We start from the raw sequence: 14,663 nt of genomic DNA, 5'->3' as shown, positions 1-14,663 counted from the left end.
GCTCTGGGCGCGGGCGCGCGGGCTCAGCGCCGCGCGGTGCGGCCGATGACTTCCATGACCTTGTGGTCTTCCGCGCCGACTTTGTAGATCACGCCGCGCACGTTGTAGTAGCGCCAGGCGCCGGTCACGATCGGCAGATCGTAGCGGCGCAGGTTCAGGATCATCGAGTGCTGATAGACCGGAAACACATCGCCGACGCTGAACTCGGGCTCCATCTGACCCTGCAGTACCCAGCGTGACGTGCCATTCGTCGTGGCGACCTTGCAGAACGTGTCGCCCGTCGTGAGCGTCTTGCACTCCGGCGCGGCCTTTGCGGAAGCTTTGGCTTCCTGCGCTGCGGGGCTACCCATGTCGATCTTTCCACCGCGCATTACCTGAACCCCTTGCGCCGATCCTTCGGCAGAGGCGAGGGCGGGCAGGGCGCAGGTCAGCGCAATTAGGGCGAGTGGGCGCATCACGATCCTCATCTTGAAAGCCTATCCACGCGCGTGTCATCGGGCAACGAAATTGAGAATCGATACATCTTTCTGTCCTCCAACCTTTCGAGGACAATAAAAAACGGGCGGAGTGGTTCCGCCCGTTTTTCAATTTCCGTCTGGACTGTGGCTCAGAAGCCGACAATGTCCGTGGCCTTGCCGACCTGGGCGAGCACTTCGCCGCTCTCGGGGCTGACTTCGTAGATGTAGCCGAACGAGCGCCAGTAGGTCGCGTCAGCCTTCAGGCCGAACGCGGCGGGCTGGCGGAGGCGAACGTGGTTCTCGGTGATCTGCTGGCCAACTTGCCACAGCAGGTCGTTGCGAACCGAGGGCTTCTGGTCATGCGACTGGTTCGCGACCGAGACGCTTGCTGCCATTTTCGAACCTGCGGCGCTCATCGGACCATCTGCGAGAGCTGCCATCGGGGTAAAAGCTGCGCCGATCACCGCGATCAGCGCGACACGGGGGAGATAAGTCATGCGCGTTTTCCTTTCGTCTTGAGGGACCAAATGCCGCATTGCGGCGAAAAGGTCCATTGCAGATTCCGCATTGCCGCCATGCGTAGAAGCGAAAGCTGTTGCGCGCTGTAAGTTGCTGTTATTGCTTAATAAAAAATTACGATATTTCCGTGTCAAATCACAAAGGCCTCCACTTTACGTGAAGGCCTCGTGTTCAGATGCGGCGCTATGTCGCGGTTGACGCTGCGTCTGCGAAGTCAATAGCCGAGGATCGAACGCGCGAGTCCGATCAGAGCGAGCACTTCGCCGGTCTGGCGATCGACCTGATAGACGTAGCCGTTGGAGCGCCAATAGGTGCGATTGTCGTTCAGGCCGTAGCGGTTCGGGTCGCGGATCAGGACGTAGTCGCCGGTGATCCGGTCACCGCGGCGCCAACGGCGCTCCGCGTCCCGCCATTCGTCGTCGCGCTCGTCGTCGTGGCGATAGCTTTTCTTGGCGAGACCGGGCGGACGGCAGCCATTGTTCTTCTTGGCCAGTCCGGGCGGGCAGCCCCTGTAATCGCGCTCTGCGTGGCCGCGGTCGTTCTTCCATTTGCCGTGGCCATGGCCGTCAGCAAGGGCGGCCCCGGGCAGAAGGCTCGCCCCGAGGGCAGCGGCGAGGGTAAGCTGGGTCAGGTGTTTCATGTGACCTCTCCTTTCCTGACGCGCTCATGCGCGTGTTGGGATATAAATGAACGTAGCTGGCCAGCCGTTCCATCGCGAAATCGGGCTTTATCCACGCGCAACCCTCTCACAAGCAAGACCCCGCCGAAGACGCGCGGTCATTCGGCGGGGTCCGGCTCGCCCGCGGGGCGAAATCAGGCTTCTGGGGTTACTTCTTACAGGTATTGACGCCGAGCATCGAGTAGAGCGGGCAGGTGCCCAGCAACCCGGTCCCGAGCGGAATCAGCCCCACCCAGAAAAGCCAGCGATAGGGGCCGGGCGGGGTCATGAAGAAGGCGATGATCAGGGCCAGCCCGACCACGATGCGCAGAGTGCGGTCGATGCCGCCGACATTGTTCTTGAACATTCAAAGCCCTTTCCGTGGCGCAGCTTCCTTGCAACTTGATACTGTTACGCGAACTCAGGCGGCAAGGATTAACTGCGGGAGGCGCGGTGACGCGCCTCCGCTCGGAATTCAGGTGCGGCTGCGCTTTTCGAAACGCGGCAGCATGGCCGAGAAGTCGCGGCCCTTGCCGCCTTCGGTTTCCACGAAGGCCGAATAGAGCGCGGCGGCCAGCTTGCCCATCGGCGTGTCGGCATCGGCGCTCTCGGCGGCCTGCTGGCTCAGCCGCAGGTCCTTGAGCATCAGCTCGGCGGCGAAGCCCGGCTTGTAATCGTTGTCGGCGGGCGATTGCGGGCCGACGCCCGGCGCCGGGCAATAGGTGTTCATCGACCAACTCTGACCCGAGGAGGTCGAGACCACGTCGAACATCTTCTCGCGGTCGAGGCCCAGCTTGTCGGCCAACGCGAAGGCTTCGCACGTCGCGATCATCGTCACGCCGAGGATCATGTTGTTGCAGATCTTGGCCGCCTGACCCGCGCCCGCTTCGCCACAATGCACGGCCTTCTGGCCCATCACGTCGAAGAGGGGCTTCACGATCTCGAAGCTTTTCGCGTCACCACCCACCATGAAGGTCAGCGTGCCGTTGGTCGCGCCGCCCACGCCACCGGAGACAGGCGCGTCGAGCGAACCGCGGCCGCGCTCTGCCGCCATCGCCGCGACCGCTTTCGCGCTGTCGACATCGACGGTCGAGCAATCGCACAGCACCGCATCTTCCTGCATCGCCGGGATCACTTCCTTCGCGACGTCGCGCAGGATCTGGCCGTTGGGGAGCATGGTGATGACGACCTCGGCCTCCTGCGCCGCCGCCGCTGCGGTCGTCGCCCGACCCACGCCCTCGGGCGGCGGGGCGGTGAGGTCGAAGCCGATCACTTTGTGACCCGCGGCGACCAGATTGGCCGCCATCGGCCCACCCATGTTTCCAAGCCCGATGAATGCGATTTTCATGTCGTCTCCTCCCAGATGGCCCATTCGGGGCCGAGCGGCTCCAGCATCTGCGCGACCGCCTCTTCCGGCAGCGCATCCAGAGCATATTTCCATTGCGGATTGCGATCCTTGTCGATGATCTGCGCCCGCACGCCCTCAAGAAAATCACCTAGCTCCGCCGCACGCCAGGTAAAGCGGAACTCATGGGTGAGGGCGGCGCGGATCGTGTTCTCGGCGCGGGTCATGCGGATCAGGCGCAGCGTCGCCTCCATCGACAGCGCGGAGTTGCGCAGCACCGTCTTGTAGGTCTTCTCGGCGAACTCGCTGCCCGAAGTCTCGAGCTTGGCGACGATCGCGCTGAGGTTCTCGGCCCAGAAGATGCGGTCGATCTCGGGGCGCAGGCCCTCGAGCTTGCCGGGTTCGGGCGGGGTGCGCGGATGGGGCAGGGTGTCGATATTGCCGGTCTCGATGAGCCGGGTCTTCAACTCCTCCCAATCGGCCTCGGGCACGAACATATCGGCGAACCCGGCATAGAGCGCGTCGGTTGCGTTCATTCGCGCCCCCGTGAGGCCGAGATATTCGCCCACGTGGCCCGGCGCGCGCGCCAGCAAGAGCGTGCCGCCCACGTCCGGGATCAGCCCGATCCCGCTTTCCGGCATCGCGACCTGCGTGCTTTCGCCCACGATCCGGTGGCTGGCATGGCCGCCGACGCCGACACCGCCGCCCATGACAAAGCCCTGCATGAAGGCGACGATGGGCTTGGGATATTCCGCGATCTTTGCGTTCATCCGGTATTCGTCGCGCCAGAAGTCGCGTCCCGGTGCATAATCGCCAGCGATCCCGGCCCGGTAGACGGCGGCGATGTCGCCGCCCGAGCAGAAGGCGCGATCACCCGCTGCGTCGATCACGACAAGATCGACCTCCGGGTCGTCGCGCCATGCGTCGAGCGCCGCCTCGATCGCCATGGCCATCTCGTGATCGAGCGCGTTGAGCGCCTTGGGTCGATTGAAGGTCAGCCGTCCGGCGTGGCCTTCCTTTCTCGCGATCATCGTTTCTTCGGTCATCCACGCTCCGCCAGCATCGCGCGGCTGACGATCAGCCGCATGATTTCATTCGTGCCTTCAAGGATCTGGTGCACGCGCAGGTCGCGCACGATCTTCTCGATCCCGTAATCGGCAAGATAGCCGTAACCACCATGCAATTGCAGGCATTGGTTTGCCACATCGAATGAGGCATCCGTCACATAGAGTTTAGCCATGGCGCAGAACTTCGTCGCATCATGGGTCTTGTTGTCGAGCTTCCATGCCGCCTGACGCAGGAAGGTGCGCGCGGATTCCAGCTTCACCTCCATATCGGCGAGGCGGAATTGCAGCGCCTGGAACTGGTCGAGCGATTTACCGAAGGCCTTGCGCTCGCCCATATAGGCCAGCGTCTTGTTGAGCGCGGCCTGCGCGCCGCCCAGGGCGGAGGCCGCGATATTCAGACGCCCGCCATCGAGACCCGCCATCGCGTAAGTAAAGCCTTTGCCCTCTTCGCCCAGCAAGTTCTCCGCCGGAATGTGGCAATCGTCGAATTGCACCTGCGCGGTCGGCTGAGCCTTCCAGCCCATCTTGCGCTCCAGCCCGCCGAAGCTGAGCCCCTTCGCGCCGTCCTCGACGACCACGGTGGAGATGCCCTTGGGCCCCGGATCGCCGGTGCGTACCATCGTCACATAGGCATCCGAATAGCCGCCGCCCGAGATGAACGCCTTGGTACCGTTCAGGACCCAGCCTTCGTTCGAGCGCTCGGCCTTGGTCCGCAGCGCCGCTGCGTCCGAGCCTGAACCCGGCTCGGTCAGGCAGTAGGAGAAGACCTTTTTCATGCTGACCAGATCGGGCAGCCAGCGCGCCTTGTCCTCGTCCGAGCCGAACTTGTCGATCATGCCGCCGCACATGTTGTGGATCGACAGGAACGAGCCCACGGCGGGGCAGGACATCGCGAGCGCCTCGAAGACGAGCGTGGCATCGAGGCGCGACAGGCCCGATCCGCCATAGTCTTCGGAGACGTAGATGCCGCCCAGACCCAGCTCGGCCACTTTCGGCCAGAGCTCTTTCGGGATCGTGCCAGCCTCTTCCCACGCGTCCGCATGGGGGGCGATCTCGTCCTGCCCGAAGGCATAAGCCATGTCGAAAATGGCCTGCTGTTCCTCGCTGAGCGCGTAATCCATGAAACTCCTCCCCGAGCTCACTTTCGGTAAAGGCTCGACCTCAACCGGATGAATTGAACACCCGTTTAATTTCGAATCCTTGCGAGAGTTTTGCAAGGGGGAGCTTGTGCAAGTGCAAGCGTGCCGTCAGCCCGTCAAATAATCCGCGATCACCGAGTGCGACCCGCGCGCCCAGACGTCATTGAGAAGCGCGGTGAATTTCGCCACGACCTCGGCATTCTCGGCCAGATCGCCGTAGATCTCGGACATCTCCAGCCACGCGGCGGGACGCTCCTTCGCCAGCTTCGACTGCGCGACGAGGCGATCCCAATTCGGATCGTTCGGCGCGATCTCGGCGCCGGTCTCGCTGGTGCCGTAGCAATAGCGGCACCAGAGCGCGCTCTCGAGGATCAGCCCGGTGCAATCCCGGCCCTGAGCGAGGCAATCGCTGATCGAGGTGATGATGAACTTCGGTTGCCGGTTCGAGCCGTCATGGCACAGGCGGCGGATCGTGTCGGCCACTTCCGGGTTCGAGAAGCGGCTCAAGATCAGCTGCTTGTAATCGTTCAGGTCGGTGTCGGGCACCGGCGGCACGATGGGCAGGATCTCGGTCGTCTCGATCTTGTCGAGATAGGCGCGGATCTGATCGTCGGCCATCGCCTCATGCGCGTATTCGATGTCCCGCAGGCCTGCGGCATAGGCGATGATCGCGTGCCCGCCATTGAGGATACGGATCTTCATCGTCTCGAACCGGTCGACCGCATCGGTGAAGGTCACGCCGACTTTCTCCAGCGCGGGGCGGCCTGCCGGGAAATTGTCCTCCATCACCCATTGCCGGAAGGGCTCGCAGGTGACGGGGGCGGCGTCCTCGATCCCGAAGCTTTGGGCCAGCGCGCGCTCGCGCGGGCCGGTGGCGGGGGTGATACGGTCCACCATCGAGTTCGGAAAGGCGACATTGGTCTTGATCCAGGCGGCCAGTTCCGGGTCCGACAGTTCCGCCAGTCCGCAAACCGCGTCACGTGTGACATGGCCGTTATGGGGGACGTTATCGCAACACATCACGGTGAAGGGCGGCACGCCCGAGGCTCGGCGCGCCTTCAGCGCGGCGATGATCGCGCCGAACGCGGTCTCGGGATGGTCCGGATTGGCCGCATCGGCCTGAATGTCGGGATGGGTCGGGCTGAACGTGCCGGTCTTCGGGTCGATGTAATAGCCGCCCTCGGTCACGGTAAGCGACACGATCCGAACGCTGGGCTGCGACATGGCGGCGATCAGCGGCGCATTTCCGGAGGCCACTCCGGCAAAACCAACCATCGAGCCTATCACGCGGGCCGATTTCGCCGCCGGGTCCAGCTCGATCACGCTATAGAGCCCGTCCTGTGCTAGAACCGCATCGCGCATCTTCGCATCGCCCGGTCGAACGCCCGCGCCCATGAGCGCCCAGTCATGGCCTTCGCCCAAATTGAACAGATCGTCGAGATAGACCGCCTGATGCGCCCGGTGGAAATTGCCGCAGCCGATGTGAACGATGCCGGGGGTGAGCGCTGCGCGGTCGTAACCGGGGCGCGCCACGTCTGCGGGAAGCTCGGAGAGGGTGTCGTTGGAAAGTGTCATGTCAGCTCATCCAGTTTCCGCCGTCGACATTGTAGGTCTGGGCGACGATGTATTCGGCCTCGTCCGAGGCGAGGAAAACGGCCATGCCGGTCAGGTCGGCGGCGGTCCCCATGCGGCCATAGGGGACGGACTCGCCGACCTCTTTTTTCTTCTGGCCCAGGGGTTTGTTCTCGTATTTCGCGAAGAAGGCATCGACGCCGTCCCAATGCTCGCCATCGACTACGCCGGGCGCGATCGCGTTCACGTTGATGCCATGTTCGATCAGGTTCAGCCCCGCGGATTGCGTAAGGCTGATGACGGCGGCCTTGGAGGCGCAATATACCGCGACCAATGCCTCGCCCCGACGTCCGGCCTGAGACGCCATGTTGATGATCTTGCCGCCACGGGCCTGCGCGATCATCTCCTTCGCCGCCGCCTGCATCATGAAGAGCGTGCCTTCGACGTTGATCTTGAAGACGCGGGCGTAATCCTCGCGGGTGATTTCCACGAGCGGCGCGGCGGTGAAGATCGCGGCGTTGTTGATCAGGATGTCGATCCCGCCCGAGGCGCGCATCTTCTCCATCGCGGCGTCGATGCTCGCCGCGTCGGTCACGTCGAGCTTGAGCGCGACCGCGCCGATCTCGGCCGCGGTGTCCTCGGCCCGCGCGATGTCGATATCGCCGATCACGACCTCCGCGCCTTCCGCGATGTATTTCTCCGCGAAAGCGCGGCCGATCCCACGGGCTGCCCCGGTGATCAGGGCGCGTTTGCCATTCAGTCGCATCAGATTGCCTGTCCTTGCGCGTCGAATTTGTGGAGTTGATTGAGGTCGGGGGTCAGGTAGACCTTGTCGCCCGAATGCAGCCCGATCTCGCCGCCGCCGCGCACGTTGATCACGCCATGCTTCGTTTCGACATGCAGGAACGTGTCGGAGCCCAAGTGCTCGGACACGCCGACCGTGCCCTCCCACGCGCCTTCGGTCGTCGAGACCTCGATATGCTCCGGGCGGATGCCGATGCTGTCGGCGCCGTATTTCGCAGCTTCGTCGCCCTCGATGAAGTTCATCTTCGGCGAGCCGATGAAGCCCGCGACGAACTTGTTGCGCGGTGAGCGATACAGTTCCAGCGGCGAGCCAACCTGTTCGATCCGGCCGGCGTGCAGCACGACGATCTTGTCGGCCATGGTCATCGCCTCGACCTGATCGTGGGTGACGTAGATCATCGTGGTCTTGAGCTTCTGGTGCAGTTCCGAGATCTCCAGCCGCATGTTCACCCGCAGCGCCGCATCGAGGTTCGACAGCGGTTCGTCGAAAAGGAACGCCGCCGGTTCGCGCACGATGGCCCGACCGATCGCGACGCGCTGGCGCTGACCGCCCGAAAGCTGGCCGGGGCGACGGTCGAGATAGTCGGTCAGGTTGAGGATGCGCGCGGCATTGTCGACCTTCTCCTTGGCCGCCGCCGCGTCCAGCTTTGCCATCTTCAGCGGGAAGGCGATGTTCTTGCGCACCGACATATGCGGGTAGAGCGCGTAGCTCTGGAACACCATCGCCAGACCGCGCTTGGCGGGGGGCAGGTCGCTCGAAGGTTGACCGTTGATCTCGATTTCGCCGCCCGAGACGTCTTCCAGACCCGCGATCAGGCGCAGAAGGGTGGATTTGCCGCAGCCCGAGGGGCCGACGAAGACGACGAACTCGCCTTCGTTGATTTCCAGATCGAGCGGCGGGATGACCTCGACATCGCCGAAGGCCTTGCGGACGCCCTTGAGGGTAATCTGTCCCATGGGTTTAGCTCCTTATTTCACGGCGCCGAAGGTCAGGCCACGCACCAGCTGTTTCTGGCTGAACCAGCCGAGGATCAGGATCGGTGCGATAGCCAGCGTCGAGGCGGCAGAGAGTTTCGCGTAGAACAGCCCTTCGGGGCTGGAATAGGCGGCAATGAAAGCGGTGAGGGGGGCGGCATTCGCCGCCGTCAGGTTCAGCGTCCAGAAGGCTTCGTTCCAGGCGAGGATCACGTTCAGCAGAAGCGTCGAGGCGATGCCGGGCACGGCCATCGGGGTCAGCACGTAGAGGATCTCGCCGCTCAAGGTCGCGCCATCCATACGGGCGGCCTCGAGGATGTCCTTCGGAATTTCCTTGAAATAGGTGAAGAGCATCCAGATCACGATCGGCAGGTTCATCAGGCACAGCACGATGACCAGACCGGTCCGGGTATCCAGCAGGCCCCAGTCGCGGAACATCAGGTAGATCGGGACGAGCACCCCCACGGCGGGCATCATCTTGGTGGACAGCATCCACATCAGCACGTCCTTGGTGCGCTTGCCCGGCACGAAAGCCATGGCCCAGGCCGAGGGGATCGCGACGATTAACGCCAGCAGGGTGGAGCCGAACGAGATCACCACCGAATTCATGAAGTGGCGGAAGTAGTTCGAGCGCTCCTGAACGAGATGGTAGCTATCGACGGTCCAGGCCGAGGTCAGCACGTCCCACGGCGCCTTGATCGCGTCGCCCTCGGTCTTGAACGACAGGATGATCGTCCAGAGGATCGGGAAGAAGATCACGAAGGCCAGCGCCCATGCGATCACGGACATGATCGTGCGGCGGCGGTTGGAGATTTTGCGCGCCATTGGATTACGCCTCCAGGTTCTTGCCGATCATCCGCATCAGGAAGATCGCGACGATATTTGCGAGGATCACGGCGATCACACCGCCCGCGGCGCCTCCGCCCACGTCGAATTGCAACAGCGACTGGACATAGACGAGGTAGGTGAGCGTGGTGGACGCGTTGCCCGGCCCGCCATTCGTGGTCACGAGGATTTCCGCGAAGGTCGAGAGCAGGAAGATCGTCTGGATGAGGATCACCACGGTCGCGGCCCGCGCGAGGTGCGGCAGCATGATGTAGAAGAACCGCGACAGCGCGCCCGCGCCGTCCATCTCGGCGGCTTCCAGCTGCTCGGAATCCAGCGATTGCAGCGCGGTCAACAGGATCAGCGTCGCGAAGGGCAGCCACTGCCATGCCACGATTATGGTGATCGAAAGCATCGGCGCATGGGCGAGAAAGTCATATGGCTGTAGCCCTATCGCCTTGGCGATATAGGCGAAAATGCCGTTCACCGGATTGTAGAGCATGTTCTTCCAGACCAGTGCGGACACGGTCGGCATGACGAAGAAGGGCGCGATCACGAGAACCCGCACGATGCCCTGGCCGAAGATCGGCTGATCGAGGAGCAGCGCCAGCAGGATGCCCCCGATCACGGTGATCAGCAGCACGCCCCCCACCAGCACCAAAGTGTTCTTGAGCGCAGTGAAGAAGGCGGGATCGGTGAGGAAGTAATAGTAATTGTCCCAGCCCACGAAGCCGCCCTGACCGGGCATCAGCAGGTTGTAGCGCTGGAACGAGAACCAGATCGTCATGCCCAGCGGCACGGCCATCCACATGAACAGCAGGATGACGGATGGCGAAATCATGAGACGCGCGGCAGAGCGCGAGGCTTGCGTGGACATCGGTCCGGCTCCGGTTATCGGAAGTTGAAAAAAGAGGCACGGGGCGGTCAGACCCAAAAATGACCGCCCCGGCCGGGGAGGGGCCTGGTTACTTGATGTAACCGGCCTTCTTCATCTCGCGCTCGGTCAGGCTCTGTGCGTTTTGCAGTGCCTGATCGCCGGAGATTTGCCCTGCGAGCGCAGCCGAGAACTGCTGGCCGACGGCGGTGCCGATCGCCTGGAACTCGGGGATCGCGACGAACTGGACGCCGGTATAGGGAACCGGATCGACCGTCGGATTGGTCGGATCAGCCGCGTTGATCGAGTCCAGCGTCAGCTTCGCGAAGGGGGCCGCTTCGAGATATTTCGGGTTCTCGTAGAGCGAGGTGCGGGTGCCCGGGGGCACGTTCGCCCAGCCCTCTTTCTCGGCCACGAGCTCGGTATAGTGCTTCGAGGTCGCCCATTCGATGAAGGTCTTCGCGGCGTCTTCCTTCTGGGTGCCCGCCGGGATCGCCAGCGACCAGGCCCAGAGCCAGTTCGCGCGCTTGTCGACGCCTTCCTTGTTCGGCGCGAGCGCGAAGCCGACCTTGTCGGCCACGGTCGAGTCCTTGGGGTTGGTCACGAAGGACGCAGCCACCGTGGCGTCGATCCACATGCCGCATTTGCCCTGCTGGAACAGTGCGAGGTTCTCGTTGAAGCCGTTGGCCGACGCGCCGGGCGGGCCATATTTGTTCATCATGTCGAGGTAACGCGACATGGTCTCTTTCCACGGGGCCGTGTTGAATTGCGGCTGCCAGTTCTCGTCGAACCAACGTCCGCCCATCGAGTTGTCCATCGTGGTCAGGAAGGCGGCGTTCTCGCCCCAACCGGCCTTGCCGCGCAGACAGATGCCGTAGACTTCATTGTCCTTGTCGGTCATCGCGGCAGCGGCTTTTTCGATGTCGGACCAGGTCGGCTTCTCGGGCATTTCCATCCCGGCCTTTTCCATCAGGTCCTTGCGATACATCACGAAGGAGCTTTCGCCGTAGAAGGGCGCTGCATAGAGCTTGCCATCCACGGTGAGGCCTTTGCGGATCTGCGGCAGCAGGTCGTTCACGTCATAGCTGTCGGGCATGCCGTCGAGCGGCACAAGCCAGCCCTGCTTGCCCCAGATCGGAACCTCGTAGGTGCCGATGGTCAGCACGTCGAACTGGCCGCCCTTGGTGGCGATGTCGGTGGTGACCTTCTGGCGCAGGACGTTCTCTTCCAGCGTGACCCATTCCACCTTGATGTCGGGATGCTCGGCATAGAAGTCGTCCATCAGGCCCTGCATGCGGACCATATCGCCGTTGTTCACGGTTGCGACGGTGATGGTGGTCTCGGCTGCCGCAGCAGTCGCAAGCGCGCCGAGAGCACAGGCGCCCATGAGCGCCCGGATCGTATAAGTCATAGATTTCCTCCCTTGCGGTCTGAGCATATGCCCAAACTGTGAGAAAATATTCACAAACAGAACCCAAGCTGTCAATCAAGAATTACTGCGATGTCTTGATTTATTATGAACGCCGTCTCTAACGCCTTGTTTCGGCGTCAGTCTTCCAACAGGGCCTGAGCCGTCGGCTCGTCGGTCACGAGCCCGTTGAGAAGCCCGCCTGCCAGAGCGGCACGAATCGCGACCAGTTTCGAGCTGCCAGCGGCGATGCCGATCACCGGGGCGTCACGCTTGGGTTCGATCCGGAACGAGCCGAAACGCGTCGTGGTGGGAGTGGTGATGTAGTTGCCCTGCGCATCGTAGAACGAGCCCACGAGCTCGCCCACGCCGCCAGCCGCGCGCAGCTCCTCGAGTTCGGCGAGGGTGACGAAGCCGTCCTTGTGCACCGGCGCGTCCTCGCCCAGCTGGCCGACGCCGACGAAGGTCGCATCCGCCTCCGCCGCGAGCCGCTTTACGGCCTGCACCGGCTTGAGCCGGTCGAACATCGCACGTTCCTCCACCGTTTCCGAGATCACCGGAACCAGCATCGGATAATGCGGCAGGCGCAGCTTGTCGGCCATCCGCATGATGACGTCATAGAACGAGGCAGAACCGTCCGGGGCGATGTTGCCGATCAGCGAGACGATCTTGTGCTCGGTCGCGGGGCGCTGCATCACCTCGTTCACCATCGCAGAGAGCGAGCGGCCCGTCCCGAAGGCGATCACCTGCGGCTCGGACCGTGCGAGGATCCGTTCGAGAAGCGTGGCGGCGAAAGCGGCGGTGGCCGTGGCCGGGTCGCCGCGTTCACCCAGCGACGGCGCGACGCGCACCGTCTGCAGCCCAAAGCGACGCATCAGCGCCGCTTCCAGTTCCAGACAGGCGCCGATCTTGTGCTCGATCCGCACCCGCACCAGTCCTTCTGAAACCGCGCGGCTCACCAGCCGCTGCGCGCGCTGGCGCGACACGCCAAGCTCGGCGGCGATCTGGTCCTGCGTCATGCCGCCGACGTAATAGAGCCATCCGGCCCGTGCCGCCTCGTCATCGCGCGAAGTTTCGGCCTCATTCATACGGCTCACGACTCTTTCTCCCTGATGAGTCCATTCTGGAAGAACTCGGTGAAATGCGCAAATTCGCGATGCGGACGGGCATCCTCGGGCGGCGTCAGGTCGCGCCCGGCCAGATGGCTGCCGCCGGTGAAACGCCAGACTTCCATCCCCGCCGCAAGCCCTGCGCGAATGCCGTTGAGGCTGTCCTCGATCACCAGCGTGCGGGCAGGGGCCGCGCCCATCTTCTCCGCCGCGTGCAGGAACAGGTCGGGTGCGGGCTTTCCATGGGCGACCTCGCTCGCGGTGAACAGCCGATCGCCCACCCGGTCGCGCAGGCCTGCGATTTCCAGCGAGCGTTCGGCGCGCGGCAGGCTCGACGACGTGGCCACGCACCATGGCACGTCGAGTGCCTCCAGCACATCGGCCACGCCCTGAGTCACTCGCAGGTCCCGTTCGAACGCGTCGAGCAGACGCGCGCGATACTGCGCCTCGAACTCCTCCGGAAGATCAAGCCCGAACTCGGAGCGGATCTGCTTCATCACCGTGGGATAGGACCGGCCGAGGAAATGGCGCGCGACGTAATCGAGGTCGATATTCACCTGCAGCGTGGCCAGCTCGTCGATCAGCATCTGCGCCGAAATGATCTCGGAATCGATCAGCACCCCGTCGCAGTCGAAAATCACCAGATCGGTCATGGTTCCTCCCCCCCTGTCATTCGCGCAGCGATAGCGTGCGAAACCGGGGATGGCCAGAGGCGGGAACGGTCTGTCAGACCATGGCCTCCTGCGCACCGATCCCGGTCACCCGAAGCACGATCGCGCCCGCGCCGAACAGGAAGATCGCCATCACGCCGAGCCAACCGACCCACGGGATGATCCAGATCAGCGCGCCGATCGCCGCGCCACCGAACGCCGCGAGGGCGCATTCGCCCGGCGTGACCGGCTGGCCGCGCCCGATCAGATCATGCAACCACGCGCCGATGACCCAGATCCCCACGATATAGCCGCCGAAGCCCAGCACCAGCACTCCGAGCAGCGAGAACGGCACCAGCACCAGCCCGATCACGGTCATCGCAAGCAGCAAGATCGACCCCACGAGCGCCGAGAGCCCGACGAACCCCGCAAGGCCCGCGCGCAAGGGATGGGCGAGGCTGCGCCGGCGCATGCGGTCCATCAAGCTCGGCGCGAAGACCGCGAGAAGCGTGGCCACGATCCCGACCACGAGCACGCCGCCCAGCCAGTCGCGGATCTCGATCAGGTAATTGCGCGCCGGGGCAGGGCGTGCCTTCGCCTCTTCGAATTCCTTCGCCTGATGAATGCTTACCCGTTCGGTCGGGGCGACGCTGGAGGGGACGGTCACCTCACCGGGCGTGTCGGTATAGACCTGAACCTTGCCTGTGACCGTCGCGCCATCGCCCCAGGTGACGGTCTTTGTTCCCAGCACGAGATCGCCCGAAATTTCGGCGTCGATCAGCGCCTCGTCGGCGCCGATGACCGCGCTGCCCGCGACAGGAGCCTCGAGCCGAACCTGCTGCCCCATCGCGCGCAGGTTGCCCGAGATCGTCCCCTTGACGGTAAGCGCCTGACCCGCGAGCGTCGCCGCACCCGCGACCGGGGCCGCGAGGTCGATATCCTGACCCGCCGCATAAAGGTCGCCGCCCACCCGTGCGCCGATCACGATATTCTGGCCCGCGAGATGCGCCGCGCCCGTGATCGGGCTACCCATAGTGACGTGCTGACCAGCGGCGAAAAGATCGTGGATGTTCTCACCCGTGGCACTCACGGTGCGGCCCGCGAGATAGGCGTCGCCGCCGAAGCGCCAGTCTTGAGTTTCCTCGGCCGCCGCGACCGAGGCGGCCAGAGCGACAGCGAGGCAGGCGAGGGATTTGACGAGGAAATTGCGCGACATAACCGGGGCCTTCCAGCGAAATTGACGATGGGGAAGTGTAACAC

General features: G+C 63.7%; 16 protein-coding genes. All 16 read right to left on the bottom strand.

Annotated elements, in window-relative coordinates:
- Window positions 1–23 precede the first annotated feature (23 nt).
- The gene (locus B6V76_RS04455; protein WP_075774595.1) at window positions 24–455 is read right to left on the bottom strand and encodes a hypothetical protein; all 432 of its coding nucleotides are present in this window, start codon (window positions 453–455) and stop codon (window positions 24–26) included.
- A 152-nt stretch (window positions 456–607) separates the two neighbouring features.
- Window positions 608–955: a hypothetical protein gene (locus B6V76_RS04450; RefSeq protein ID WP_075774596.1), complete on the bottom strand. Its 348-nt coding sequence runs from the start codon at window positions 953–955 to the stop codon at window positions 608–610.
- A gap of 236 nt (window positions 956–1,191) precedes the next feature.
- On the bottom strand, window positions 1,192–1,617 hold the full coding sequence (locus tag B6V76_RS04445) for a hypothetical protein (RefSeq protein WP_075774597.1): 426 nt from the start codon (window positions 1,615–1,617) through the stop codon (window positions 1,192–1,194).
- A 187-nt stretch (window positions 1,618–1,804) separates the two neighbouring features.
- Window positions 1,805–2,002 (bottom strand): DUF2892 domain-containing protein, encoded by a 198-nt coding sequence (locus tag B6V76_RS04440; protein WP_075774598.1) that lies wholly within the window; start codon window positions 2,000–2,002, stop codon window positions 1,805–1,807.
- A gap of 108 nt (window positions 2,003–2,110) precedes the next feature.
- A complete protein-coding gene (mmsB, locus tag B6V76_RS04435) occupies window positions 2,111–2,983 on the bottom strand; it encodes a 3-hydroxyisobutyrate dehydrogenase (RefSeq protein WP_088726759.1) in 873 nt (290 codons plus the stop codon).
- Window positions 2,980–4,026: an enoyl-CoA hydratase/isomerase family protein gene (locus B6V76_RS04430; protein ID WP_075774600.1), complete on the bottom strand. Its 1,047-nt coding sequence runs from the start codon at window positions 4,024–4,026 to the stop codon at window positions 2,980–2,982. The genes mmsB and B6V76_RS04430 overlap by 4 nt, the downstream gene beginning before the upstream one ends.
- The gene (locus B6V76_RS04425; RefSeq protein ID WP_075774601.1) at window positions 4,023–5,168 is read right to left on the bottom strand and encodes an acyl-CoA dehydrogenase family protein; all 1,146 of its coding nucleotides are present in this window, start codon (window positions 5,166–5,168) and stop codon (window positions 4,023–4,025) included. Before B6V76_RS04425 ends, B6V76_RS04430 begins: the two co-directional genes overlap by 4 nt.
- Window positions 5,169–5,294: 126 nt before the next feature.
- Window positions 5,295–6,761 (bottom strand): mannitol dehydrogenase family protein, encoded by a 1,467-nt coding sequence (locus B6V76_RS04420; protein ID WP_088726758.1) that lies wholly within the window; start codon window positions 6,759–6,761, stop codon window positions 5,295–5,297.
- Between the two features lies 1 nt (window position 6,762).
- Entirely contained in the window at window positions 6,763–7,527 is a 765-nt protein-coding gene (locus B6V76_RS04415) for an L-iditol 2-dehydrogenase (protein WP_075774603.1), read from the bottom strand.
- Complete coding sequence (locus B6V76_RS04410; protein ID WP_088726757.1) at window positions 7,524–8,519, bottom strand: ABC transporter ATP-binding protein; 996 nt, start codon at window positions 8,517–8,519, stop codon at window positions 7,524–7,526. Before B6V76_RS04410 ends, B6V76_RS04415 begins: the two co-directional genes overlap by 4 nt.
- A 12-nt stretch (window positions 8,520–8,531) precedes the next feature.
- A complete protein-coding gene (locus tag B6V76_RS04405; RefSeq protein WP_075774605.1) occupies window positions 8,532–9,362 on the bottom strand; it encodes a carbohydrate ABC transporter permease in 831 nt (276 codons plus the stop codon).
- 4 nt (window positions 9,363–9,366) lie between these two features.
- Window positions 9,367–10,239 carry a sugar ABC transporter permease gene (locus tag B6V76_RS04400; RefSeq protein ID WP_075774606.1) on the bottom strand — a complete coding sequence of 291 codons (873 nt, stop codon included), beginning with the start codon at window positions 10,237–10,239 and terminating at the stop codon, window positions 9,367–9,369.
- Window positions 10,240–10,327: 88 nt separating this feature from the next.
- Window positions 10,328–11,647 carry a sugar ABC transporter substrate-binding protein gene (locus B6V76_RS04395; RefSeq protein WP_075774607.1) on the bottom strand — a complete coding sequence of 440 codons (1,320 nt, stop codon included), beginning with the start codon at window positions 11,645–11,647 and terminating at the stop codon, window positions 10,328–10,330.
- Window positions 11,648–11,784: 137 nt separating this feature from the next.
- Window positions 11,785–12,732, bottom strand: a complete 948-nt coding sequence (locus tag B6V76_RS04390) for a sugar-binding transcriptional regulator (RefSeq protein ID WP_077701190.1) — start codon at window positions 12,730–12,732, stop codon at window positions 11,785–11,787.
- Window positions 12,733–12,737: 5 nt separating this feature from the next.
- Window positions 12,738–13,406 carry an HAD family hydrolase gene (locus B6V76_RS04385; RefSeq protein WP_075774609.1) on the bottom strand — a complete coding sequence of 223 codons (669 nt, stop codon included), beginning with the start codon at window positions 13,404–13,406 and terminating at the stop codon, window positions 12,738–12,740.
- A gap of 73 nt (window positions 13,407–13,479) precedes the next feature.
- The gene (locus tag B6V76_RS04380) at window positions 13,480–14,619 is read right to left on the bottom strand and encodes a hypothetical protein (protein WP_088726756.1); all 1,140 of its coding nucleotides are present in this window, start codon (window positions 14,617–14,619) and stop codon (window positions 13,480–13,482) included.
- Between the last annotated feature and the right edge of the window lie 44 nt (window positions 14,620–14,663).

The organism is Thioclava sp. IC9 (assembly GCF_002213225.1).
Taxonomy (GTDB): Bacteria; Pseudomonadota; Alphaproteobacteria; order Rhodobacterales; family Rhodobacteraceae; genus Thioclava; species Thioclava nitratireducens.
The sequence above is the reverse complement of the archived record's forward strand: the minus strand, read 5'-3'. Positions and strand labels throughout refer to the sequence as shown.

Coding starts and splice junctions, on each gene's coding strand:
- B6V76_RS04455 (WP_075774595.1), bottom strand. CDS start 455: ATGCGCCCACTCGCCCTAATTGCGCTGACCTGCGCCCTGCCCGCCCTC.
- B6V76_RS04450 (WP_075774596.1), bottom strand. CDS start 955: ATGACTTATCTCCCCCGTGTCGCGCTGATCGCGGTGATCGGCGCAGCT.
- B6V76_RS04445 (WP_075774597.1), bottom strand. CDS start 1,617: ATGAAACACCTGACCCAGCTTACCCTCGCCGCTGCCCTCGGGGCGAGC.
- B6V76_RS04440 (WP_075774598.1), bottom strand. CDS start 2,002: ATGTTCAAGAACAATGTCGGCGGCATCGACCGCACTCTGCGCATCGTG.
- mmsB (WP_088726759.1), bottom strand. CDS start 2,983: ATGAAAATCGCATTCATCGGGCTTGGAAACATGGGTGGGCCGATGGCG.
- B6V76_RS04430 (WP_075774600.1), bottom strand. CDS start 4,026: ATGACCGAAGAAACGATGATCGCGAGAAAGGAAGGCCACGCCGGACGG.
- B6V76_RS04425 (WP_075774601.1), bottom strand. CDS start 5,168: ATGGATTACGCGCTCAGCGAGGAACAGCAGGCCATTTTCGACATGGCT.
- B6V76_RS04420 (WP_088726758.1), bottom strand. CDS start 6,761: ATGACACTTTCCAACGACACCCTCTCCGAGCTTCCCGCAGACGTGGCG.
- B6V76_RS04410 (WP_088726757.1), bottom strand. CDS start 8,519: ATGGGACAGATTACCCTCAAGGGCGTCCGCAAGGCCTTCGGCGATGTC.
- B6V76_RS04405 (WP_075774605.1), bottom strand. CDS start 9,362: ATGGCGCGCAAAATCTCCAACCGCCGCCGCACGATCATGTCCGTGATC.
- B6V76_RS04400 (WP_075774606.1), bottom strand. CDS start 10,239: ATGTCCACGCAAGCCTCGCGCTCTGCCGCGCGTCTCATGATTTCGCCA.
- B6V76_RS04395 (WP_075774607.1), bottom strand. CDS start 11,647: ATGACTTATACGATCCGGGCGCTCATGGGCGCCTGTGCTCTCGGCGCG.
- B6V76_RS04390 (WP_077701190.1), bottom strand. CDS start 12,732: ATGAATGAGGCCGAAACTTCGCGCGATGACGAGGCGGCACGGGCCGGA.
- B6V76_RS04385 (WP_075774609.1), bottom strand. CDS start 13,406: ATGACCGATCTGGTGATTTTCGACTGCGACGGGGTGCTGATCGATTCC.
- B6V76_RS04380 (WP_088726756.1), bottom strand. CDS start 14,619: ATGTCGCGCAATTTCCTCGTCAAATCCCTCGCCTGCCTCGCTGTCGCT.